The organism is Pseudomonas sp. P135, assembly GCF_020312125.1.
Lineage (GTDB): Bacteria > Pseudomonadota > Gammaproteobacteria > Pseudomonadales > Pseudomonadaceae > Aquipseudomonas > Aquipseudomonas fragariae.
Map to the genome: position 1 here is coordinate 111,820 of NZ_JAGPYR010000012.1, position 22,428 is coordinate 134,247.

The 22,428-nt window shown below is 59.9% G+C and carries 18 protein-coding genes; 11 read left to right on the forward strand and 7 right to left on the reverse strand.

The window, feature by feature from the left end:
- Positions 1-22 precede the first annotated feature (22 nt).
- Complete coding sequence (locus KBY08_RS18135) at positions 23-1,960, reverse strand: ATP-binding protein (protein WP_003406132.1); 1,938 nt, start codon at positions 1,958-1,960, stop codon at positions 23-25.
- A 284-nt stretch (positions 1,961-2,244) separates the two neighbouring features.
- Here KBY08_RS18135 and KBY08_RS18140 point away from each other — a divergent pair, with 284 nt between their 5' ends.
- The 8 genes from KBY08_RS18140 to KBY08_RS18175 all read left to right on the forward strand — a co-directional run bounded on the left by KBY08_RS18140 (position 2,245) and on the right by KBY08_RS18175 (position 8,582).
- Positions 2,245-3,270 carry an NAD(P)H-dependent glycerol-3-phosphate dehydrogenase gene (locus KBY08_RS18140; protein WP_003406131.1) on the forward strand — a complete coding sequence of 342 codons (1,026 nt, stop codon included), beginning with the start codon at positions 2,245-2,247 and terminating at the stop codon, positions 3,268-3,270.
- 24 nt (positions 3,271-3,294) lie between these two features.
- Positions 3,295-3,639, forward strand: coding sequence for a DUF4389 domain-containing protein (locus KBY08_RS18145; RefSeq protein ID WP_003343544.1), 345 nt, complete (start codon positions 3,295-3,297; stop codon positions 3,637-3,639).
- Entirely contained in the window at positions 3,636-4,031 is a 396-nt protein-coding gene (gene sixA / locus KBY08_RS18150; RefSeq protein WP_111522752.1) for a phosphohistidine phosphatase SixA, read from the forward strand. Before KBY08_RS18145 ends, sixA begins: the two co-directional genes overlap by 4 nt.
- A 122-nt stretch (positions 4,032-4,153) precedes the next feature.
- On the forward strand, positions 4,154-4,597 hold the full coding sequence (locus tag KBY08_RS18155) for a hotdog fold thioesterase (RefSeq protein WP_003406128.1): 444 nt from the start codon (positions 4,154-4,156) through the stop codon (positions 4,595-4,597).
- Positions 4,598-4,847: 250 nt separating this feature from the next.
- Positions 4,848-5,657: an alpha/beta fold hydrolase gene (locus KBY08_RS18160; protein ID WP_011267383.1), complete on the forward strand. Its 810-nt coding sequence runs from the start codon at positions 4,848-4,850 to the stop codon at positions 5,655-5,657.
- Positions 5,654-6,508 (forward strand): alpha/beta hydrolase, encoded by an 855-nt coding sequence (locus KBY08_RS18165; RefSeq protein ID WP_003406126.1) that lies wholly within the window; start codon positions 5,654-5,656, stop codon positions 6,506-6,508. The genes KBY08_RS18160 and KBY08_RS18165 overlap by 4 nt, the downstream gene beginning before the upstream one ends.
- Positions 6,509-6,647: 139 nt before the next feature.
- A complete protein-coding gene (locus KBY08_RS18170) occupies positions 6,648-7,466 on the forward strand; it encodes a DUF4892 domain-containing protein (RefSeq protein ID WP_024660658.1) in 819 nt (272 codons plus the stop codon).
- A gap of 69 nt (positions 7,467-7,535) precedes the next feature.
- Positions 7,536-8,582: an AI-2E family transporter gene (locus KBY08_RS18175; protein ID WP_003406124.1), complete on the forward strand. Its 1,047-nt coding sequence runs from the start codon at positions 7,536-7,538 to the stop codon at positions 8,580-8,582.
- A gap of 45 nt (positions 8,583-8,627) precedes the next feature.
- On the opposite strand, the gene xopAW is transcribed toward KBY08_RS18175, so the two are convergent.
- From xopAW to KBY08_RS18190, 3 genes are all read right to left on the reverse strand, one after another.
- Positions 8,628-9,386, reverse strand: coding sequence for a XopAW family type III secretion system calcium-binding effector (gene xopAW, locus KBY08_RS18180; RefSeq protein ID WP_024641345.1), 759 nt, complete (start codon positions 9,384-9,386; stop codon positions 8,628-8,630).
- A gap of 115 nt (positions 9,387-9,501) precedes the next feature.
- Complete coding sequence (locus KBY08_RS18185) at positions 9,502-10,536, reverse strand: sensor histidine kinase (protein WP_011267386.1); 1,035 nt, start codon at positions 10,534-10,536, stop codon at positions 9,502-9,504.
- A complete protein-coding gene (locus KBY08_RS18190; protein WP_024660656.1) occupies positions 10,533-11,282 on the reverse strand; it encodes a response regulator in 750 nt (249 codons plus the stop codon). The genes KBY08_RS18185 and KBY08_RS18190 overlap by 4 nt, the downstream gene beginning before the upstream one ends.
- 409 nt (positions 11,283-11,691) lie before the next feature.
- Here KBY08_RS18190 and KBY08_RS18195 point away from each other — a divergent pair, with 409 nt between their 5' ends.
- The 3 genes from KBY08_RS18195 (at position 11,692) to KBY08_RS18205 (ending at position 17,907) form a co-directional block, all read left to right on the forward strand.
- Positions 11,692-13,770, forward strand: coding sequence for a hypothetical protein (locus tag KBY08_RS18195; RefSeq protein WP_011267388.1), 2,079 nt, complete (start codon positions 11,692-11,694; stop codon positions 13,768-13,770).
- Between the two features lie 296 nt (positions 13,771-14,066).
- A complete protein-coding gene (locus KBY08_RS18200; protein ID WP_032654015.1) occupies positions 14,067-16,265 on the forward strand; it encodes an autotransporter outer membrane beta-barrel domain-containing protein in 2,199 nt (732 codons plus the stop codon).
- Positions 16,266-16,368: 103 nt separating this feature from the next.
- Positions 16,369-17,907: a hypothetical protein gene (locus tag KBY08_RS18205; RefSeq protein ID WP_050586808.1), complete on the forward strand. Its 1,539-nt coding sequence runs from the start codon at positions 16,369-16,371 to the stop codon at positions 17,905-17,907.
- A 41-nt stretch (positions 17,908-17,948) separates the two neighbouring features.
- Here KBY08_RS18205 and KBY08_RS18210 read toward each other — a convergent pair whose 3' ends face one another.
- Genes KBY08_RS18210 through KBY08_RS18220 form a run of 3 tightly spaced genes read right to left on the reverse strand, consistent with a single transcriptional unit; the run spans position 17,949 to position 22,408 of the window.
- On the reverse strand, positions 17,949-19,064 hold the full coding sequence (locus tag KBY08_RS18210) for a fimbrial protein (RefSeq protein ID WP_003406113.1): 1,116 nt from the start codon (positions 19,062-19,064) through the stop codon (positions 17,949-17,951).
- 46 nt (positions 19,065-19,110) lie between these two features.
- Positions 19,111-21,624: a fimbria/pilus outer membrane usher protein gene (locus tag KBY08_RS18215; protein WP_225651227.1), complete on the reverse strand. Its 2,514-nt coding sequence runs from the start codon at positions 21,622-21,624 to the stop codon at positions 19,111-19,113.
- Positions 21,625-21,661: 37 nt separating this feature from the next.
- The gene (locus KBY08_RS18220) at positions 21,662-22,408 is read right to left on the reverse strand and encodes a molecular chaperone (protein WP_054092929.1); all 747 of its coding nucleotides are present in this window, start codon (positions 22,406-22,408) and stop codon (positions 21,662-21,664) included.
- Between the last annotated feature and the right edge of the window lie 20 nt (positions 22,409-22,428).

The window sequence follows — 22,428 nt, forward strand, 5'->3', positions numbered from 1 at the left end:
TGGATGCCAAGACTGCCGTAATTTAACATTTATCGCCAGTCGCAGGTGCTTCAAAGGACAGCCAGCGCTGTAAAACCTGCTGTAAATCAGCATGTTTGAAGGGCTTTGGCAGGTAATCATCCATTCCTGCCTGCAAACAGGCGTCCCGGTCCCCCTGTAACGCGTTGGCTGTCAGGGCAATGATTGGGATTCGTTCCAGCCCGGAAAGTTGCCTGATTCGACGGGTGGCCTCGTAGCCATCCATGACCGGCAGTCGGCAATCCATGAGAATCAGCGCGTGGTTGCCTGCACGTGCCTTCATCACCGCTTCGGCCCCGTCGACAGCGATATCGACCTCACACCCCAGATTACGCAACATGGCCTGCACCACCGTGCGGTTCACCGGGTTGTCTTCGACCAGCAGGATACTGCGCTCCCGGCCATGTGCATCGAGTATCGACAGCGGTTTGGCAATAGCCACCGAGGCATCGCGCGAGAGGGGCAGGGGGATCTGCAGCGTGAACAACGAGCCCGAACCTTCCTTGCTCTCGGCGTACAAGGTGCCGCCCATGCGTTCGGCCAGGGTCCGTGCAATCGGCAGCCCCAGCCCCGTGCCGCCGTAACGCCTGGAAATGGAGCTATCGGCCTGCTTGAACGCATCGAACATCGATTCCAGTCGCTCGGCGTCGATACCGATGCCGCTGTCCTGTACCGCACAGGTAAAGTGCAGCCGCTCATCGTCGAGCATTGCCCACCTGGCGTCCACGCAGACCTTGCCTTGCTCGGTGAATTTAAGTGCGTTGCCGATCAGGTTCACCAGAATCTGGCGAATGCGGGTCGGATCGCCTATGACGTTCATGGTCTCCAGGCCTGGCTGAATGTGCAGCTCCAGCAGCAGGTTGCGTTGCGCGGCGCTGTGGTTGAAGGCGTGGGTCGAGGCGCTGACCAGTTCAGCCAGGTTGAACGGTATGCCTTCCATTTGCAGGGCATCGCGCTCAATGCGGGAAAAGTCGAGGATATCGTTGATGACCCGCAGCAGATGCTCGGTGGATTCGGTCGCCAGCGTCGCGTACTCGCTCTGCTCATGGGTCATGTGCGTGGTTTCCAGCAACTGCAGCATGCCCAGTACGCCGTTCATGGGGGTACGCAGCTCGTGACTCATCATGGCCAGAAAATCCGATTTGGCGCGGTTGGCCTGTTCGGCTTCTTCCCGCGTCTGGATCAGTTGTGCCACCGAGCGCTGCTGCTCGAGGCTGGCGCGGTGCAGGTTCTCTGCCAGATTATTGATGTGCCGCGCCAGCGCGCCCAGCTCGGCGTCGTCGCTGACCGGCATGGGCGTGTGGTAATCGCCCTGTTGAATCGCCTTGAGCGCTTCGCCCATATCGCTGATGGGTCTGGACAGGCTCAAGGCCAGGCTGCGCGCCAGCAGAAAGGCGAACAACAAGGCGACCATCGCCAGGACGCCGGCCTTGAGCAGTATCTCCTGCTGACGTCGGCTGAATGCTTCGCTGGACATGCCCACCAGAACCCGCCCCAGATAACTCTGTGAAGCGCCCTGCGCGGGTTGGCCTTTTCCTGCGGCCGGCGCGCCGGGATTGCCGTGAATGGTGGTGCGCTGCGGTTGGACGGGGGCGAGGAAGACTTCCATCTGCCGGGTCTGCTGCTCGTTTTCACGCGGCTGGTCTATGTAGATCACGGCGGTATTGGAGCTGTCCTGAATTTCCACATAGCGAACGCTGGGCATGGACAGGGTGGCGCGCATCAACGCCTTGAGCCCCTCGATATCGCCCGTGGTCACGCCCGGCTCGACCGCGGTCGCCAGTTGATTGGCGATCAGTTGCCCGGTGTGATTGAGCTCCTGACGCAGGTCCTGAATACGTACGAAGGTAAAAAAGCTGATCAGCAAAGCCGTCAGCAACAGGGCAGGGCCAAGGCTGATGATCTGCGTGCGGGTATTGATGTCCCAGTGCCGAAACTTCATCGGCTGTGCGCCTCGCGCGCAACGCATTGCGGAGGTGGTTCGATTGATGCGTCCATGCCTGTTCGCCCGGTGGTCGCGAATCGGTCCGGCTGCACAAGGCAGTCCGACCATCGCGATGATTCATGCTGTGCGCGCATGTTAACCGAGATGGCGCGTGTTTCCAGCGAACTTGTTGAATGATGACGTACGGAGTGCGTAACCGAACAGCTTTGTCGCTGGCCGATAACGTGTTGCTCCGTATAATGACGGCATCGCCACTTGAATGGCTCTGGATGGATAGTTTTATGACCACACAGCAACCCGTCGCGGTGCTTGGCGGTGGCAGCTTCGGTACGGCCATTGCCAATCTGCTGGCCGAGAACGGCCATCAGGTTCGTCAGTGGATGCGCGATCCGGAGCAGGCTGAGGCCATTCGCGTCAATCGTGAAAACCCCCGCTACCTCAAGGGCATCAAGATTCGTCCTGAAGTCGAGCCGGTCACCGACCTGACGGCGGTGCTCGACGCCAGCGAACTGATCTTCGTCGCCTTGCCATCGAGTGCCTTGCGCTCGGTGTTGTCGCCTCATGTCGCGCGCCTGAATGGCAAGATGCTGGTGAGCCTGACCAAGGGTATCGAAGCGCAGAGCTTCAAGCTCATGAGTCAGATCCTCGAAGAGATCGTCCCGCAGGCGCGTATCGGCGTGTTGTCCGGGCCCAATCTGGCGCGGGAAATCGCCGAACATGCGCTGACCGCAACAGTGGTTGCCAGCGAAGACGAGGCACTGTGTCAGGAGGTTCAGGCTGCATTGCACGGGCGAACCTTTCGCGTCTATGCCAGCAATGACCGGTTTGGTGTCGAACTGGGCGGGGCCCTGAAGAACGTCTACGCGATTATTGCCGGCATGGCGGTGGCGCTGGACATGGGCGAAAACACCAAAAGCATGCTGATCACCCGGGCGCTGGCGGAAATGACCCGGTTTGCGGTCAGCCAGGGCGCCAACCCGATGACCTTTCTGGGCCTGGCCGGGGTGGGCGATCTCATCGTCACCTGTTCCTCGCCGAAAAGCCGCAACTATCAGGTCGGTTTTGCGCTGGGCCAGGGGCTGACGCTGGATGAAGCGGTCACGCGTTTGGGCGAGGTGGCCGAGGGTGTGAACACCCTCAAGGTGCTCAAGGTCAAAGCGCAGGAAGTGCAGGTCTATATGCCATTGGTCGCGGGGCTGCATGCGATTCTTTTTGAAGGCCGTACGCTCAGCCAGGTCATTGAGGCGCTGATGCGGGCCGAGCCCAAGACGGACGTCGATTTCATTTCGATTACCGGCTTTAATTGAATTCAGTCTGATCAGGAGAAGGTCTTGAACGAGTCGAAAATCCAGCACAACGAATCGATCCTGCTGCGCATTCTGTGGATGCTGCTGTTTCTGGGGGTATGGCACGTCGCCCAGATCATCCTGGCGGGCGTGGTGCTGGTGCAATTGGTCTATCGCCTGATTTACGGCGCGCCGAATGGCGGCCTGATGAACTTCGGCGACAGCATCAGCCAGTACCTGGCGCAGATCGGTCGTTTCGGGACGTTTCACAGCGACCACAAACCCTGGCCTTTCGGCGACTGGCCAGCGCCGCGTGCGCCCGAAGGCGAGGTGGCCCATCATGTCCCGCCAGCGGCACAGCCGGTGCGCAATGAGGCGCCAAAGCCATGAAGGTCTGGGTATTGCGTCATGGCGAAGCGCAGTCGCGGGCGCGCAGTGATGCCGAGCGCGAGTTGACTGCACATGGGCGTGAGGAAGTGCTGAAAAGTGCGCTGCACCTGACAGACAAGCCCGTGCAACGGATCATCGCCAGCCCCTACGTGCGTGCACAACAGACTGCCGAGCTGGTGCGTCAGTCGTTGGCATTCGATGGCTCGATCGTCACCGCGCCCTGGCTTACCCCCGACAGCAGCCCGCGTGAGGTGCTGGCGCAACTGGACAAGCTGGGTGTCGATGAAGTACTGCTGGTCAGCCATCAGCCTTTGGTGGGCGAACTGATCGGGGTACTGGCGCATGGCAGTCCGCAACAGGCCGAGCCGATGAGCACGGCCAGTCTTGCCTAACTGGAAGGCGAGTTCGTAGTGGCAGGCGGCATGCGCCTCAACAGCGTCAGGCACGTCTGAACAGCCTGTACGCGCAATCAATGACCGCCGCGAATGCGGCTCTCCCGGGAAAAGGATTCAGCATGAGCATATGGCGTCAGGCTCCCGATATCGAAGCCCTTATGGCGGCTCAAAAAAACACCATCGGCGAAGTGCTGGATATTCGCTTCGAAGCATTCACCGATGATTCTCTGACGGCCAGCATGGTGGTCGATCAACGAACCCATCAGCCTTTCGGGCTGCTGCACGGCGGTGCCTCCGTGGTCCTGGCCGAGTCGCTGGGCTCGATGGCCAGTTACCTGATCGTCGACCCGAGCAAGTATTTCTGCGTCGGGCTGGAGGTCAACGCCAACCATTTGCGTGGTGTGCGTAGCGGGCGTGTCACCGGTGTGGTCAGGCCTGTGCACATAGGCCGGACCACTCATGTATGGGACATCCGCATCAGCAACGACGAAGGCAAGCCAAGCTGCATTTCGCGCCTGACGGTTGCCGTCGTAGCGCACGGCAAAGAGCCTCCAGTCAATTGAGTGTTCTCAGCTATTAATCCCTCTGCTTAAGCCAAGGCTCTCTTCAGGCAGTCTTTTGGTTTTCAGGTCGCCTATATAAAGGCTTGCCTGGACCGGTTCACCCAGGCTTTATAGGCCTTCATGCCGCTCCGACCGCCGTATCGGGTCATCCTGATGGCCGGAGTGACACCTGCGATGGCGGTTCCAGTCATTGCCGATCTGCGAAGCAACTTGGCACAATCGTGACTCGCCCGCTCATGGAAGTATCGGCATGTCGCAACCGGTGTTTTTTGCTCACGCCAATGGCTTCCCTTCGGCGACGTACAGCAAGCTGTTTTGCGCGCTGGCACCGGAGTATTCGGTGACTCATCTTGAGCAGCATGCCCATGACCCGCGTTTTCCGGTGGATGACAATTGGCTGAGTCTGGTCGATGAGCTGATCCACCATCTGCGTGAGCAGCCGGGCCCGGTGTGGGGGGTAGGGCACTCGCTCGGTGGCGTGTTGCACCTGCATGCCGCATTGCGCTGCCCGGAACTCTACCGGGGCGTGGTGATGCTCGATTCGCCGGTGCTGGGGCTGGCTGACCAGTTGTTCATACGCGCCGCCAAGCGGCTGGGCTTTATCGACCGCATCACGCCAGCGGGTCGCACCCTGGGCCGACGTGAGGCGTTTGACGATCTGCCGTCGGCACGCGCCTACTTCGCGGGCAAGACCCTGTTCAGCCGCTTCGATCCCGACTGTCTGACCGCTTACCTGCAACACGGTCTGCGCGAGGAGGGCGGGCAGTGGCGTCTGCGCTTCGACCCGGCGACCGAGATCAGCATCTACCGCAGCATCCCGCACACCAGCCCGGTGCCGTCACGGCAACTCAAGGTGCCGCTGGCCATGGTGCGCGGCAAACACAGCCGGGTGATCATGCCTCATCATGGTTATCTGGCCCGACGCATGCGCGAAGGCGAATACCTGTCCATGCCCGGAGGGCACATGTTTCCCCTTGAACGACCGGATGAAACCGCATGGCTGCTCAAAACGCTGCTGGCTCGCTGGGACGCGCGTAGCGCCTCAAGGTTGACGGCGTGACGTTTAGCGTGGAGGAAGTGCGTTTCAATCTGGGGCATATCGAACTGGCTGCCCATCTTTACGGCCCCGAGGACGGCCGGCCGGTGATTGCCGTGCACGGCTGGCTCGACAATGCCAACAGCTTTGCCCGCCTGGCGCCGCAACTGGATGGCCTGCGCATCGTGGCGCTCGATCTGGCCGGGCATGGTCATTCAGCGCATAGGCCTGCCGGGGCGTCCTATGCGCTGGCCGACTACGTGTTCGACGTGCTGCAGGTCGCCGAGCAATTGGGCTGGCAGCGCTTTGCCCTGATGGGCCATTCACTGGGCGCGATCATTTCGGTATTGCTGGCCGGGTCGTTGCCGGAGCGTGTCACGCGGCTGGCACTGATCGACGGTTTGATTCCCTTGACCGGCGACCCCGAATCCGCCGCCGAGCGGATGGGCTCCGCGCTGCAGGCGCAGCTCAGGCTGTCGGGCAAGAAAAAGCCGGTTTACGAGGATCAGCAACGCGCTGTTCAGGCGCGTATGAAAGGCGTCGTCCCGGTCAGTCGCGAGGCTGCCGAATTACTCGCGCAACGCGGCCTGATGCCGGTACCCGGCGGCTATACCTGGCGCAGCGACAGCCGCCTGACGCTGCCATCTGCGATACGTCTTACACATCAGCAGGCGATGTCTTTCGTCAACGCTATCCGTTGCCCGACGCAACTGCTGGTCGCTACAGGCGGCATGCTGACGAAAAATCAGCTCATGCTGTCCGGGCTGCCTTTCGACGTCGTGCAGCTTGAAGGCGGTCATCATCTGCACCTGGACGACGAGCAGGGCGCGAGCGCTGTTGCACACTGTATCAATCGCTTCTTCGCTGCTTCTTGACTTGAGCCCGGCAACTGCCGACGCTGGGCGGGTTGAAACAGGAGTCAACCGTGATGGATCAATCCGCAGCCTCTGGTGACCGCCTCGCTGGCGATCTTTTATATTTTCGTTCCCTGCTTGCCTGCCAATGAGAGCACTCATGCGTTTATCAAGTGTTCCCGTTGTCGCCTTGTGCCTGTCGATGTTCAGCGCTGTGCTGTGCGCCGCCGATGTAACAGGCAGCCGCGATCTGCAGATTCTGCCGCGTCTGGCCGACACGGAAATCGTCGATTATCGTCCGGCTGCCGAGCTCGAGCGGGTCTACCCGATGGGCTCGATCCGCAAGATCAGCGGCCAGTTGCGTTTCGACGGGCAGGTCAGTGCGCGCGGCAATCTGACGTCTGTCACCTATCAATTACCTGCCGAGCGCACTGCCGACGACGCTTTTACTGCGGCGCGCGAAGCCTTGCAGCAGCAGGGTGCCGAGCTGCTGTTCTGGTGTCAGGCGCGCGACTGCGGAGAGAGCAGCCTGTGGGCCAACGAAGTATTCGGCAACGCCAAGCTGTACGGCGCGGATGACCGCCAGGCTTACCTGTTGCTGCGTCTGGCAGAACCGCGCAATGACACGCTGGTAGCGCTCTACAGCATCACCCGTGGCAACCGCCGTGCCTACCTGCACGTCGAGCAGTTTGAATCCGCTGCGCCACTGGGCGAACTGCTGCCGACCTCGGCCACCTTGCTGCGCCAATTGCGAAGCACCGGCACGCTGGAACTTCCGCGCCTGGGCGGCGAGCCACAGGATGCCTGGGTTACTCTGGTTTCCCGCGCCCTTAACCAGGACAGTGGCCTGCGCGCCACGGTGTCCGGACCCAGTGCCGGCGCCTGGCTTGACGCCCTGATCACCAAAGGCGTTCGCGCTGCCCGGCTCGAGGCTGGCGTCACTGAAGGCAAGGGGCTCAAGATCGAGGTTATCCGCTAGAACAGCGATGGCGGACTGGCAGGTTCGCCATTATGCTCGCTCTCTCCGATCCTTCTTAGTGAATAGCGCATGTTCAACAATGACCGTCTGTTGGTGCAGATTCTGCTGCTGGCGCTGTTTGGTGCCTGCCTCTGGGTGATGGCGCCGTTCTGGTCGGCGCTGGTCTGGGGCGCGGTGCTGGCCTTCGCCAGCTGGCCGCTGATGCGTTTGCTGACCCGCTGGTTCAAGGGCCGCGAGTCGTTGGCCGCGTTGGTGATGTGCTTGTGCTGGATGCTGCTGGTTGCGGCACCGCTGGTGTGGCTGGGCTTCAATCTCGCCGACCATGTGCGTGACGCCACGGGCCTGATCAAGGACATTCAGGTCGACGGCTTGCCCGACCCACCGCAATGGCTGGCGGGTATTCCGCTGGTGGGCGAAAGACTGGTAGCGCTGTGGACCACCATCGATCAGCAAGGCGCGGCATTCATGGCGACGCTCAAGCCGCATCTGGGTCAGGTCGGTAACTGGATTCTGGCACGCAGTGCGCAGATCGGCAGCGGGATTCTGGAGCTGACCCTGAGCATCGTCTTCGCCTTCTTCTTCTACAGGGACGGTCCGCGGCTGGCCGCCTTCGTGCTCAGCCTGCTGGAACGCCTGATCGGGGAGCGCGCCCAGTATTATCTGGATCTGGTCGCCGGCACGGTGCAACGCGTAGTCAACGGGGTCATCGGTACGGCAGCGGCCCAGGCGGTGCTGGCGCTGATCGGCTTCCTGATCGCGGGCATTCCCGGTGCACTGGTGCTGGGGATTCTGACCTTTCTGTTCAGTCTGATTCCGATGGGCCCGCCCTTGGTCTGGCTGCCTGCCACTGCCTGGCTGGTCTGGCAGGGCGAGTACGGCATGGCGATATTTCTGGGCATCTGGGGGATGTTCATCATCAGTGGCGTGGACAACGTGCTCAAGCCATACCTGATCAGCAGGGGCGGCAATCTACCGCTGGTGATTGTCTTGCTGGGTGTGTTCGGAGGCTTACTGGCCTTTGGCTTCATCGGCCTGTTCATCGGCCCGACGCTGCTGGCAGTCGCTTACAGCCTGTTGACCGACTGGGTCGGCAGCGAGCGTGCCCGCAGCCGCTGACGGCGAAAGTTTCCGCCGCGCCCTGACGCGCGGCGGAGCCTCGCCTTACGCAGCGGTGTCCAGGTACTTGCCGACTGGCTTGCTGCTCTGGGTGTCATATTTTTCGCTGAGTGCGGCGATCATCTTGTTCAAGGCCTGAGTGGCGATCTGGTTGGTATTGCCCTGATCAATGGTGCTGTCACTCTGCTTCAATGCGGCAGACAACTCGGAAGCGCTGATACTGTCGTCGCTATTGCTGTCCAGCGTACTGAACAGGCTGGTGCTTTCAGTGGCACTGGAAGTGCTCACCTGCGCAGACGACATACCGGCAGAAGGCTGTTGCGGCTGCATGCCGGCGACCAGCTCTTCAAGGCTGACTGTGCCGTCTTCGTCAGTGTCCAGTGCATCGAACACCTGGTTGCTGTTTGCCGTGCTGCCCGTATTGCTCAGCCCCGTGGTCAGCTCGTCGCTGCTGATTGCGCCGTCGCCATCGCTGTCCAGCGCGCCGAGCAGGTCTTCTGCCTGCTCGTCGACCGACTGCATGGGCGGCGGCGGAGGTGGTGTCATGGCGGCCAGCTCGTCGGCATCCAGGCTGTCATCGTCATTGCTGTCCAGGTCGCTGAACGCCTTGCTCAGGCTCACCGTGACACCATCCTTGCTGTTCGACGACAGGGCCGAGCTCAGCTCGTTCTTGGCAATGCTGCCGTCGCCATCGGTATCCAGCTTGGCCAACAGCTCTTCCTGAAACTTCTTGTTGCTGGTGCTGGAGGTTGCACTGGTCGAACTGGTGTAGCTGGAGAAACTGCTGCTTATTCCACTGATCATTGGTCTCACTCCCCTGAGATGAATGTGCCCGATAACGGTGTACCGGCTTTTGCAGCCTCGGGGCGTCAGTTGTCGAGGGAATGTAAGCTTTGTACGTGGCGTGATACAGAATATGTCAGAGGCGTGGCAGGACCAGTATTGCCGTCAGGCCGCCGCCCGGGGTCTGCGCAAGCGACAGCTCGCCGCCGATACGCCGCGCCGCTTCCCGGGCGATACTCATGCCCATGCCGATTCCGCCGGAGTTGCGATTGCGCGAGCTTTCCAGGCGAAAGAATGGTTCGAATACCGTCTCGTGAAACTCGGGCGCAATCCCTGGTCCGTGATCAACGACGGATATGCGCACGTGATCGGCGCTGTCCTCAATCACAATGCGCGCGCTGCCGGCATAACGCAGAGCGTTGTCGACCAGATTCTGCAGGCACGAGCGCAGTGCCATCGGCTGCGTCTTGAGCGGCTTGCACTGGCCTTCGTATTGCACGTCGTCGCCATTGTCCTGGGCATTCTCGGCCTGCGACTCGATCAGCGCCTGCAGGTCGAACTGCTGCAGGCCTTCGCTGCGCCGGTGCTCATTGAGGTAGGCAAGCGTGGCGTCGAGCATGCTGATCATGTCATTGAGGTCCTGAGTCATCTGGCCGTGCAGCCTGGGCTCCTCGATCTGTTCGACACGCAGCTTGAGCCGCGAAAGGGGCGTGCGCAGATCATGGGAGACCGCAGCCAGCATGCGCCCGCGCTGCTGCATCTGTTCGCGGATCTTGCGCTGCATCAGATTGAACGTCTGCGCAGCCTGTCGGGCTTCCTGCGGGCCGCTGATTTCCAGTGGCGGGCTGTCGAGGTCTTCACTCAGGCGTTCGGCGGCTTCGCTCAGGCTCCGCACGGGACGGCTGAGGGCCTTGGCGCCATACCACGCGGCAATGATCAGGGTGATGAACTGGAAGAACAGCAATATGAGCGGGCCACCGAGGATCGGCGGTCTGTGCATGGGCCGCTGATCGAATTGCCCATGCTCGGCGTTGAACTCGTTGGGCGTTGGCGGCGGGGGGCGCATGCCGTACTGGGTGAACCAGATGAAAGCCAGCAGGTGCGCCAGCAGGATAGCCAACAGAGCGCCACCAAACAGTCGCGCGAACAGCGTATCGAATCTGCGGATCAACCCAGCTCCCTGGCATCGAACAGATAGCCTTCACCGCGCACGGTCTTGATCAGTTGCGGATTCTTCGGGTCATCGCCGAGCTTCTGGCGCAGACGCGAGACCAGCAAATCGATACTGCGGTCAAACGCCTCGATCGAGCGGCCTCGGGCTGCATCGAGCAACTGTTCACGGCTCAGCACCCGGTGTGGCCGTTCGAGAAACACGCGTAACAAACGAAACTCGGCGTTGGACAGCGGCACCACCAGACCATCGGCCGCGGTCAACTGACGCAGGACGCTGTTCAGGCGCCAGGCGTCAAAACGAATGGTGGTGCGCTGATCGCTGCGCTCGTCACGGACCCGGCGCAGAATAGTCTGGATGCGCGCGACCAGTTCGCGCGGCTCGAACGGTTTGGCCATGTAATCGTCGGCACCCAGTTCCAGGCCGATGATCCGGTCAGTCGGTTCGCAGCGGGCGGTCAGCATCAGGATCGGGATGTCCGACGTACTGCGCAGCCAGCGGCACAGTGACAGGCCGTCTTCACCGGGCAGCATCAGGTCCAGCACCACCACGTCGAAGGTTTCGTCGGTCAGTGCCTGACGCATCTGCGTGCCGTCGGTGACGCCACGGGCGTTGATATTGAAGCGCGTCAGGTAGTCGCAGAGCAGTTCGCGAATGGCCACATCGTCATCGACGATCAGCGCACGAACGCTCCAGCGCTGATCGGTCGATGCGGCATCCAGGGTAGTGTCGGGAAGTGCTTGCATAATGCGTCTGTCGCCTGCTTGTGCCGCCATGGACTGGCTGCTGTTGAAGATCAACGCTGCCCCTCATGCTACTTCGCCGGGAGGCTCGGCGGTAGGGTGGCGCGACCGAATGTCGGGGGCATGTCATAAATGTATCTAGATTGATACGAGACGCCTGTCGAGCGTGCCCTGCGAAGCGCGCCCCTGGTAGTTCTGACAGTATCCAGTGTCACGCAACTACCGTTTAATCGAACGGGCTACTGGCCTGGACGGCTGGTTCTGGCAGACAAACTTTTGTCGAGAAGGCCAGGGTCTGTTGCCGTTTCATCGCGGCTCGGGATGAAATGGCAGCAGGCCCTGGGCGCATTATCAATCCGCCCGCACGTTTTCTACATAAACAGGGCGGCAATCGGATAGCAAGGGAGTGCTGATGATGGTCGATTCAAAAACAACAGCAACGTTGGATGACAAAAAAAAAGCGCGTATCGCCTACCGGCTGGCGCGCACTCAACGCGGTTCAGGGATCGACGCAGACCTTGCCCTGGCACAGGTGGCGGGTATTGTGGACCCTGCCGATGGAACGCTGAACAAGGATGTCCTGCTCGGCGAGTTTCTTGAGGTTACCCTGCCCGAGTGGGCAGGACTGGTCACTGACCAGGGCGACTCCGATACTTTTTTCATCGAGTGGGCCATCGGCGCGGCGGCGGACAACGACGCGTTTAAAGAGGTGTTTAGCGGTATCGTTACCGCACCGGTGGCCCCTGGTACCTTTCCCAAGAAGATCGAGATTCCGTTGAGCAGTTTTCTGCCCGGCTTCGACAAGCCTGCAGACGGTGCTTACAGTCTGCGCTACCGGATCAGACAGCCGAATGATCAAGAGACCGTCAGCCCGTCGATCAACCTGATCGTCGATACCACGCCGCCGGGCGAGCATCTTGAGCCTGAGCAGATGAGTCTGGAAACAGATCAGTTGACCCAGGCGTTTCTGGACGTACATCCCGAAGGTCTGGTCGGCACGCTGCCAGACTATGACGACTGGAAACCCGGCGACAAGGTAGCCTTCTATTGGGTTGGCACGCCGTTGCCCGACAATGCCGCAGACCTGCCAGCTCCGGTGGATTTCGTTGAAGTGGAACGCCCGACGAATAATACGGTGACATTCCCCGTTTCGGCCATAGACGCGTCCCGGGACGAGCCCTACTACGCCGTTTACATTCTGGTCGACAAAGCCACCAATCGCAGTCCGCTTTCCAGCCCAAAACGCATCGACGTGGCGCTGGGGCTGTTGGCCGACAACTTGAAAGACCCCGTCGTGCCATTGGCAGAGCCTCCAGAAAAGTTGATCAACCTGCCTGATGCGAGACTCGGGGTCGAAGTGTTGATCGAGTCGTTCGATAACTGGAAGCCGGCCGACCGTATCGAAGTCACCTGGGGCACTGAACCGCTACGATCCGAGGAAGTCGGCAGCTCTCCAGATTTTCCGATTTCGATCAAGATTCCTGATCCGGTTCTGCGTGCTCAATACAATCAAGTGACTGGCGGCGTCCAGGCCACCGATGTGAGTTATCGAATCCTGCGTGGCGTCGTTCCGTCCGAAGTGAAAAGCACCAGCGTCAATGTCAATTTCGCCACTATCGGACCCGACCCGATCACCGATCCTGAGTGGCCGGATCCGGTCAACGACGCATTACTGCCGGTCGAAGTCCGTGGCCAGACGTCCAATTTAGTGAACGTCCTGACAGCAGCGGACAACAACCAGGCTGCCAAGGTCACTTTCAAACTGTATGAAAAGCTTCAACCGGGAGAAATTATCGATTTCTACTGGGGCACGAGCCATGTAGCAGAGGCGCAATACACCGTGGCTGTTTCTGACACGGCAGGCTCCGAGCGTGAGGTTGAAATACCCTGGAGTTATATCGATTATGAAGGCAATCGCGCTGACTTGCCGGTTCATTACCGCATCCATGCGCCCGATTCAGAAAACACGACACACTCGCCGGACACGCTGGTCAACGTAAGTGCCATTGTCATCACCCCGGACGCACCGCTCTTTGAGGGCACCAGTTCAAACGGCTGGTTGAACTGCGACTCACTCTTTGCCGATGGCATCGGGAATCCTGGCCCGGATGAACCGGGTATACGGGTTCGCGTTCCAGATCTTTCGAAATATCTGTCGGACGGTGAAACTGTCACTTTGCACTGGTATGGCTCCGGGGGACCTACAGGCGACGCTCCTATTGCCGGTACCGAAAAAGACGAGGTTATCCAGCTGGGAGTCAGCCGTCCTGTCACCGGTTTCATCTGGCTGGTCACCCCCTACGATAAACACATTCTGCCCATCTACGATCCTTCAGGCAGCAGCCCGAACGGGAGCGCGAGGATCAAGTACTCCTTCAGCATGGGAGGCGAAACCATTACCTCGCTGGAAACCACCGCCCGGGTAGGGATGTACGACGCAACCGGGCCTTGTCCTATCGTGCTCAAAACAGGTCAACCAACGAAAAACTAAGGAGGGTCACCGGCAGAGGGTGCCTGCGGCCTGCCGCAGTCACCCTGCCGGGTATAAGCAGACTCAGGTTGCTCCCAAACGGTTTAGGAATGTCAGTGCTTACCAGGTCATGTCACCTACGCTTATCGGTATTTCCCTGGGCGATCATCTTCTGTCAGAACCTCCCTACGTTTGCCTAGGAAAGGTCCTACAGAGCATTCAGCTGGATCCCCGTAGTCTTTCGGCCTTCCTCCCTAGGCCGCTTTCGGGCTGTCGTCACGGGGTTCAATCTGATCACCTTAAGGTAATGCATCGTCATGAATGCTCCATTCGTGCTGCGTCCGCTTTCATGGACATTGAAAACCGTTATTTTTCTCTCTCCCTTGCTGCCTGGCAGTCATGCCTTTGCGCAAATACTTGTCAATGCGCCGCAGACCATCGATGCAACAGGCCCGCTGGACAGTTATCGGGTTGTCAGCACCGGAAATCTGACAGCCAACGGCGCGACTACCCTGCAAATATCCACGATCACCGGCGCGAAGCTGACGCTCACTGGCAGTCAGGTCAGTGCGGGCACCAGCTCTTCAGCCGTATCGTTGACAGGGGCAGATGCGTTGATTGTCGGTAGCGTGCTGACAGGTGGCGCGGATGGCCTGGGGATGGGCAATGAAAGTGCACGACTGGTCGGTTCCACGGCCACCGTCATCGGCAGCACGATCACGGCCACGAATCGCGGGATAAACGCCGGCTCGCTCAGCAACCTGACCCTGGAAGGTACTTCAGTAACGGCCACTGGCGCCAATGGCAGAGGCATGGAGATGTGGGACTCCACGGTGAAGGCGTCCGGCAGCACCATTACCGGGCAGCAATATGGCGTGCGCTTGCGCGCTGACCCGGCAGTACCCTCAAGCAATCTGTTGGTCCTGGACGGAACCCGGGTCGAAGGCATCACGGGGTCGGCGCTGACCGTCGGAACGCCCACCGGCGCGCCCGCGACTGCCGATATCCGGGTCAACAATGGTTCTACGCTGACCGGCGGCAATGGCAAGATACTGGAGTTGATCAACGGTTCAACGGCGCACATGACCGTGGACAACAGCCATCTGCTGGGCGATGTATCGGCGGATGCGGGCAGTACCGCCAGCCTGTCACTGCAAAATAACGCGACCCTGACCGGGCGCCTGGAAAACGTCTCCAGCCTGTCGCTCAGTAGTCAGGGCCAGTGGGTGATGGTCGAGAACGGTCAGGTGAATGCATTGGCCATGGACGGTGGGTCGGTCAGGTTTGGCGACGCGGCCTCGTTTTACACGTTGTCACTCGCAAGCCTGTCAGGGAGCGGTACGTTCATGATGGACGTGGATTTCGCTGGCAAGGCCAATGACTTTCTTGACATCACGGGCAGCGCGACCGGCAGTCATACCTTGCTTGTCGGTAGCACGGGTGTCGATCCGCTCAGCGATACCAGCCTGCACATCGTGCATGCGGCAGCCGGCGATGCCAGCTTCTCGCTCGCAGGCGGCGCAGTGGATCTGGGCGCCTGGTCCTATGACCTGATCAAGCAGGGCGACAATGACTGGTATCTGGATACCGCCACCCGAACCATCAGCCCCGGCGCACAGACTGTCATGGCGTTGTTCAACACTGCGCCGACTGTCTGGTATGGGGAGTTGAGTACGTTACGTTCGCGCATGGGCGAGTTGCGCATGGATGAGGCCCGTTCTGGCGGCTGGATACGTACCTACGGCAACAAATTCAATGTGGCCGACGCCTCAGGCTTCGGATATCAGCAGGTTCAGAGTGGTGTCGCGCTCGGCGCAGATGGCAAGCTGCCTGTGGGGGCGGGGCAATGGCTGGCGGGCGTGATGATCGGGCAGAGCACCTCTGACCTCAGTCTGGATCACGGTGCCAGTGGCAAGGTCGACAGCTATTCGCTGGGCGCTTACAGCACCTGGCTGAACAGCGAGAGCGGCTACTACATCGATGGCGTGATCAAACTCAATCAGTTCAAAAACAAGGCCAGAGTCAATCTCAGCGATGGTTCCCGCACGCGCGGCAACTACGACAATCTGGGGGTTGGCGCATCGCTGGAGCTGGGGCGGCACATCAAACTGGACAACGGTTATTTTCTCGAACCCTACACCCAGCTGGCGGGCCTGGTCGTTCAGGGCAAGGACTACGCACTGGACAACGGTATGCGTGCTGAAGGTGACCGCAGCCGATCGCTGCTCGGCAAGGTCGGTACGACGGCGGGGCGCAGTTTCGACCTGGGCAAAGGACGTACGCTGCAACCTTATGTGCGGGTTGCCGTGGCTCACGAATTCGTCAACAGGAACGAGGTCAAGGTCAATGACAACGTGTTCAACAACGACCTCTCCGGTTCCCGTGGCGAATTGGGGACGGGCGTTTCGGTGTCGCTGTCTGACAACCTGCAGTTGCATGCTGATTTCGATTACAGCAATGGCGATGCCATCGAACAGCCGTGGGGCGCCAGTGCAGGCTTGCGTTACAGCTGGTAGCGACAGCGAAGCGGGGCGGATGATGTCTGATCGCTGGACGCTGATGCGCCAACGGTCCTATCACTTGTGCCAGTATCCGCAGAAAAAAGCAGGGTGTTAACTGATGGGCATGGCGGTCGGCAAACGGGTCGGCCACCGCTTCCTCATGCTGGAGGCCCGGCTCATGTCTGTTATTTCAAAGTGGATCGAACGGATCAGAATCCTGTTCTGGCCGGTTTCAAGGCGCAAGAGCATGTTGCTTGCGCCGCCGATGGTCGCCGAACTTCTTCCTGACATACCTGGCGGTGAGCCTAATTTGCTCCCCAGCAGCGCCTGGCTCGTGCCGTTGCGGGTCGATTTTCCCATGTGGCAAAACTCCGAGCCTACCCCGGGCAATCCCGAGTATCTGCGCGTGTACTGGAACGACGTGCTGCTGGAGGAGAAGACCTGGACCGGACCTGTACAGCCTGTCGATCTGTTCATCATGATCGCGCAGCAATACCTGATCGAAGGCCGGCATCGACTCCGTTATCGCGTCGAGACCTCCAATCAGGTGCAGACCGAATCCGAAACACTGGTCTTTGTCATTGATAAAACGGCACCGGTATTCGAAGACGAAGGGGCGCTGATTTTTCCGGAAGAAATCATCAGGGATGGTCTCACGGCGGCCTGGCTGGATACTCATGGCGATACCGTGCTGGCCGAGGTGCCCGCGTATTTTTCGCCGGGCGCCGGGGACCTCATTATCTGGTACTGGAGCAGCATGCCGACGGGGTCGGAGCACACCGGAACCCTGACGCTTGAAGCGTCCGATATCGGTGGCGCGATCAACATCGGCTTTGACCGGCAAGTGGTTCTCGAGAGCGGCGATGGCATTCGTTATGTGTCCTACAGGCTGAAGGATCGCTCGGGGAATGCCGGGCCTCGTGCGCTGGCTGTTGCGCTGCTGGTGTGCGCTCAGCCAGTGCCGCGTGTGTTGCCACCCCCTCGTGTTCAGAAGGCTTCAGGCTCGGCAAGTGCCAGCAGGCTTGATCCGGTCGATGCCTTTCAGGGCGCAGTGGTATCGATACCGGAGGATGCCGTGATTCTTCCCGGTGAAACCGTCCGCGTCCAATGGGCCGAGCCAGGCAGTGTGGGCTCTTTTCTTACGGAAATCGCAGACTCGAGACTGTTCAGCGTTCCTTCCACAAAAATTGCCCCGCATTTCAGCAAGTCCATCCCGGTGTACTACGAGGTGTTCGAAAAAAGCGTCGACTCACCCCATCTTTCGGACCGGCATACGTTGAGTATCCTGGGAATGACAGGCTTTCCGGTCGTGCAGTGTGACAAGGTATCCGGAGGGCGTCTGAGCCTGCAGAGCATTGCCGAGGGAGACTACGCGCGGTTCACGCTCGACAGTTGGTCTTTCATGGGCACTGACCAGTTTGTCAGCGTCGAGGTGCACGGCGTCGGCAGTGCTGATAATGAGTCGTTAGTGGTTAGCGTGCTGGACGAGTACCCGGTACCGCTGGTGGGCGATAACATCGACGCCGGTCGTATCAGCAAAACGGATTTGACTAGATTTCTGATCGGCACTCAGCTGGATGTGCGGGTGCGTGTGAGTTTCGACCAGGCACTCTCGTGGCAGCCTTTCCCTTCACTGAGACCAACGTTGTATGCCTGAGGAAATCATGGACCGCCAGGTTGGCAGTCCATGGTGCATTGCTACTTGTAGGTCATCGTGAAGCTGAGCGCCCCTTTGGCCTTGCCCGGCCGGATCGCGCTGCTGTCCTGAGTCTGATAGAAGCGGGCGTAGAAGTTCAGCACAACGTTGCCGGGTGTGATCGCGATCAGTGGCACTTCGGTCTGCAACTCCATGGGCGTGACGCCATCACCCTTGAGGACCTGAATCCCCATGCCCTTGGCGTCCGAGTCGCTGGTCAGGCTGAAAACCCCGCTGCCGACGGGGCCCTCGGGAACCGAGCCTTCGACACCATCGAGCTGGATATGCGCCGTGGCCACGAAGCCTGCGCCCGTGTAGGTCTCGCAGTTACTCAACGCAATACTGAATGGCACCGCAGGTGTGGTGAAGCCGGGACCGGTGAAGTCAGCGCTGTCCCACTCACCCAGCTGCACCGGGTCGGCACTGACCGGATCTGCACCGACGCTGCACTGTGCCTGAAGTATCGTGCCGGTTAGCCCGAACTTCATGATCCTGCCAAGCGTTGTCACGCTTGCGGAGAACAGTTCACTGCCATTGAGCACATTGGGTCCGGAGGGAATCGGTCCGGTCTTGACCAGCGTGACGTAGTTGTTCAAATGAAGGAAAGGCAGGCTTGTGAGCATTTTCTGGTGGTCGTTGAGGCCGATGAACGGAACGGAGGCGCTGCCACCTACAGGTGTGAAGCAATTGGGGCAGTGCCTGTCATACGGATACTCCAGTCTTACCCGCACCCCGACGCCCGGAATATTGGTTTGCAGTATCTTGCCGGTGAGGTCTTCCCCGTTTATAGGCTCCACCGTGCCGGAAAAGATCGGAGCCGTTGCCGTTGCGTTGAATTCCAGAAGAGCCGTGCCGTCATTTCTGCAGGCCGCCTCCAGGCCTGCCTGATCTGGTGTGGCGTGAAGCATATCTATGCTGCCGATAAAGGTGCCCACTGCAGCGTCTTTCGGGACGTAGAGCGTGCCGATGTCGCGTCGGTAGTCCTTTATTCCCGGAGAGGAAACCCAGTAGCAATCGTTGCTCGGTGTGTCATCCGGTACGTCGGAATAAGCCGCAGCACTATGGCTGGCTCCCAACAGGATCAGACTGGGGAGCAGGGCATTCAATGCAGTGTTCATGGGTGATTCCTGAAATAACAATGTCGCGGATGGCTCAGACCTGATGTCACTGGGTACACGTCATGTCCTGCATTCGGTAGCCCTGGGCCAAAGGCATGCCAGCGGGGTCTATGTGCAGACGACACTGAGGGTCGCTTTTCTCTCCCCAGTGGACATCGAGGGTTTGTGCCTGCATGTCGGTGGACAGCAAAATCTGCCCGCCCTGGCCTGCGATGCCCAGGATGTTGCCCTGCGCGTCGCTGACCCGGGCGCCGAATGGCAGCGGCTTGCCACTGGGAGTGGTTGCATTGATGACCAGGCGTGTCACCGTGCGTGCAGCGAAGGTGGTCTTGATCACGGCACCCCTGGCAGGCACCACTTGAGCACTGGCGTTATCGATTTCCACCTCGGGGCCAAGCCGGTCGGTCTGCAAGGCGATCGGGTTATAGCGGTAGGGGCGCAGATAGGGCATCAATGCGTAGCCACGACTATTGGTCCTGACACCGGTCGCGTTCTGTATGCCCACGCCTGGTGTATCGGGCACTTCGACCAGGGCGATGGTGTCACCCAGATTCGGGCCGAACTCGATGCCGTCGGCATGCAGCAACAAGGCGCCACTGGCATTGACTGATGTACTTCGATAATCATTGCCCTGAGTTACACCGGCGCCGAGGCTGGCGAAGGGCGCCTGATAGCCCGCCGCAAGGCTGGCACTTTGCTGCTTGCCGTCATCGTTGCTCAGGCTGGCGTGATAATTGACCCGGTTTTCGTAGAGGCTGCCGCTCAGGCTGCCCCGTTGACTGTGGCGATTGGCGCTGCTCTGCAGGTCGAGTGTGGCATTGCTCGAATGGCCGGTGTCGAGGGGCATCGAGATGCTCAGGCCGAACTGCCGGTCGTTGCCGCGGTTACTGGCTACGCTCAGCGACTGTGAGGCGTAGAAGTTATAGGTTATCCCGGCACGATGGGTGTTGAAGTTGAACTGAAATTGTCGTTGCTCGATATCGCTCCCCCAGTAATTCTGTTGCGACAGCGTAAGACCGACGCTGCTGCGTGCGCCGATTCTCTGATGAATCGAAGCCTCCAGTCGGCTTCGGCGGCTACCCCTGAACGCATCGTCGTTGCTGCGCTGACTGACGGCTTCGTCGAAATCCCTATAGCCTGCGGTGGAGTAGCGATAACCTGCGAAGCGCAGATTGGTATGGGTAGTGAACGCCTTGCCGTACTTGATGGCGTAACTCATGCCCTGCACGCTGGACTGACCGGGCTGATCGATGCCGGCGCGTGACCGTGTCACATCGAACGCCATCGCTCCCAGCATACCCATGTCCCGTGACACGCCCAGCGCTGCGGCATGGTAGAAGTCGCTGGTCATCAGTCCGCCATAAAGTGTCGAGTTCCAGCCTGTGCCAACGGCCAGCGTGCCTTGCCATAGCCAGGGATGCTCGGTGGCGTAGGCACCGTTGAAGCGGCCCAGGGCTGCGCTGTATTTCCAGACGCCTTCGCGCAACAGGTTACTCATGGTCGAGTAAGGTTGGGTAAAGCGCCGCACCTGACCATCGGCCTCGGTCAGCACGATCTCCAGTTCGCCGCTGCCCGCCGTGTTCAGGTCATCTATTTCATAGGGGCCGGCACTGACATACGTGGAGTAGATCGGGTATCCGTTCTGCAGGACTTCCAGTTTGGCCCTGCTTTGCGCAACGCCACGGATCACCGGTGCGTAACCCTGCAGGGAATCGGGGAGCATCTCCTGATCGGTTTTGATCAACCCGCCCTTGATCGGCAGGCTCCGGAAGACATCGCCGCCGGTGTAGGTTTCACCGAGGGTCAGGTTAGCGTGGGTGCCGGGCAGGTCGCGCTGTGCATAAGCGTAGGCTCTGGTCCACTCGCGATGTCCCTGTGCATCCTGACGCACGCTTTGATTGCTGCGCAATCGCCATGACCCCAGGTTGATACCGGTGTTTAGGTACAGGTCTGCGCTGCTGCTGGTGCCTGTTTCCCTATGGGTCGTCTGTTGCGCCGAGGTCTGGTAATTGATGAAGGCGGCGTTGATGCCGTAATCCCAAAGCGCCGGGTCCACTCGCCCGTTGGCGTCGCGGCGCATGGCGATCTGCGGTATCGAGATCGACAGTTGCAGTCTGCCGCCGTCCAGTACGACCTTGGCGTCCGGAATCAATTGCCCCAGCGCGACACAAGCGACTTGCAACAAGGCCGGGTCGGCCAGACTGTCGAGGCGTACGCCGATCTGCTCCAGCAGTTCCCGCGACAGGCAGGGCAGCAGGCCGTTGCCTTGTGGGTCGGCATCGAAACGGATCTGCCGTTGGCCGAAATGGCGCATATTGACGTGGATTTCTACCCAGTGATCGCCTGGCCCGAGGTTTTCGACAACTGACAACTGGTTCAGCACGCTGGCCGCGGCCTCACTGTCATAGTCCTGGCCCTGACGCAGGAAGCCGGACTGGAACTTGACAGGGGTTGCCGCCTTGGTCGGTTCCAGCGGTACGGTAACGCTGCCGCACACAATCAGCACCTGCATAAAGCGCAGGCGCACTGGTATGAACCCGGAATCGGGTAATAGGGTCATGTTCAATGTCCTGGGGATGAAACGGGCCAGCGCTGTTTCAGTCAGTCAGCGTGGCTGTAGCTGTCAGCGGCGTGCTGTAGCCGCCGTAATCGTTGATCGCGGAAAACACCACCTGCAGGCCCGGTACCGCTTTCGTTTCACTGAGCTCGTAGTGGCGAGAGCTGAACGGGCCAAGCATGGCGACTTCCCTGACCTTTTCAGTTCTGCCACCGCCGGAGACGTCGAGGCGAATGAACGACACGTGAAAGGGTGTCGGATTCATCGCGGTCAGTTCTGCCTTGCCCGCAATCTGCCTGACCGACCATTGCAGGTCCTTGAGGCGGGCAATGGGGTTATCAGTCAGCAGCACCGGGCGATAAAACAGTTTGATACGGGTACGCAGGGCGATATTCAGTACATTGCCCTGCGAAGGGTCGGCTTGAGGTATTTCCTGCACGTTGAAGTAGAACAATGATTCACGATCAGAGGGCAGTTCGTGGGGCAGGCCATTGATCTGTACCTGTTGTTCCTTGCCCGGATTAAGACGGAAAAGTGGCGGCGAAGGTGCGAACGGAACGACGGTGACAGTGTCGTCTGCCTCCGTATTTACCCAGGTCTGTACCGCGAACGGGCGATCACTTGGATTGGATACGACCACCGACGTACTGCGCTTGTCGCCGTCGAACACGATGCGAGTTGCGTTGACCGTCAGTGCTGCCTGAGTGGCTGGTATATAAGCTGCGCACATGAATAACAGCATGCACCCCGCGAGGGCAGGTCTTTTGAAAGCCTGTTGGCAAATCATGGAAAGTTACCTTGTACGTT

What these genes read in the sequence shown, in the direction of transcription:
- KBY08_RS18135 (WP_003406132.1), bottom strand. Translation starts at nt 1,960, where the DNA reads ATGAAGTTTCGGCACTGGGACATCAATACCCGCACGCAGATCATCAGC.
- KBY08_RS18140 (WP_003406131.1), top strand. Translation starts at nt 2,245, where the DNA reads ATGACCACACAGCAACCCGTCGCGGTGCTTGGCGGTGGCAGCTTCGGT.
- sixA (WP_111522752.1), top strand. Translation starts at nt 3,636, where the DNA reads ATGAAGGTCTGGGTATTGCGTCATGGCGAAGCGCAGTCGCGGGCGCGC.
- KBY08_RS18155 (WP_003406128.1), top strand. Translation starts at nt 4,154, where the DNA reads ATGAGCATATGGCGTCAGGCTCCCGATATCGAAGCCCTTATGGCGGCT.
- KBY08_RS18160 (WP_011267383.1), top strand. Translation starts at nt 4,848, where the DNA reads ATGTCGCAACCGGTGTTTTTTGCTCACGCCAATGGCTTCCCTTCGGCG.
- KBY08_RS18170 (WP_024660658.1), top strand. Translation starts at nt 6,648, where the DNA reads ATGCGTTTATCAAGTGTTCCCGTTGTCGCCTTGTGCCTGTCGATGTTC.
- KBY08_RS18175 (WP_003406124.1), top strand. Translation starts at nt 7,536, where the DNA reads ATGTTCAACAATGACCGTCTGTTGGTGCAGATTCTGCTGCTGGCGCTG.
- xopAW (WP_024641345.1), bottom strand. Translation starts at nt 9,386, where the DNA reads ATGATCAGTGGAATAAGCAGCAGTTTCTCCAGCTACACCAGTTCGACC.
- KBY08_RS18190 (WP_024660656.1), bottom strand. Translation starts at nt 11,282, where the DNA reads ATGCAAGCACTTCCCGACACTACCCTGGATGCCGCATCGACCGATCAG.
- KBY08_RS18195 (WP_011267388.1), top strand. Translation starts at nt 11,692, where the DNA reads ATGATGGTCGATTCAAAAACAACAGCAACGTTGGATGACAAAAAAAAA.
- KBY08_RS18200 (WP_032654015.1), top strand. Translation starts at nt 14,067, where the DNA reads ATGAATGCTCCATTCGTGCTGCGTCCGCTTTCATGGACATTGAAAACC.
- KBY08_RS18205 (WP_050586808.1), top strand. Translation starts at nt 16,369, where the DNA reads ATGGGCATGGCGGTCGGCAAACGGGTCGGCCACCGCTTCCTCATGCTG.
- KBY08_RS18210 (WP_003406113.1), bottom strand. Translation starts at nt 19,064, where the DNA reads ATGAACACTGCATTGAATGCCCTGCTCCCCAGTCTGATCCTGTTGGGA.
- KBY08_RS18215 (WP_225651227.1), bottom strand. Translation starts at nt 21,624, where the DNA reads ATGACCCTATTACCCGATTCCGGGTTCATACCAGTGCGCCTGCGCTTT.
- KBY08_RS18220 (WP_054092929.1), bottom strand. Translation starts at nt 22,408, where the DNA reads ATGATTTGCCAACAGGCTTTCAAAAGACCTGCCCTCGCGGGGTGCATG.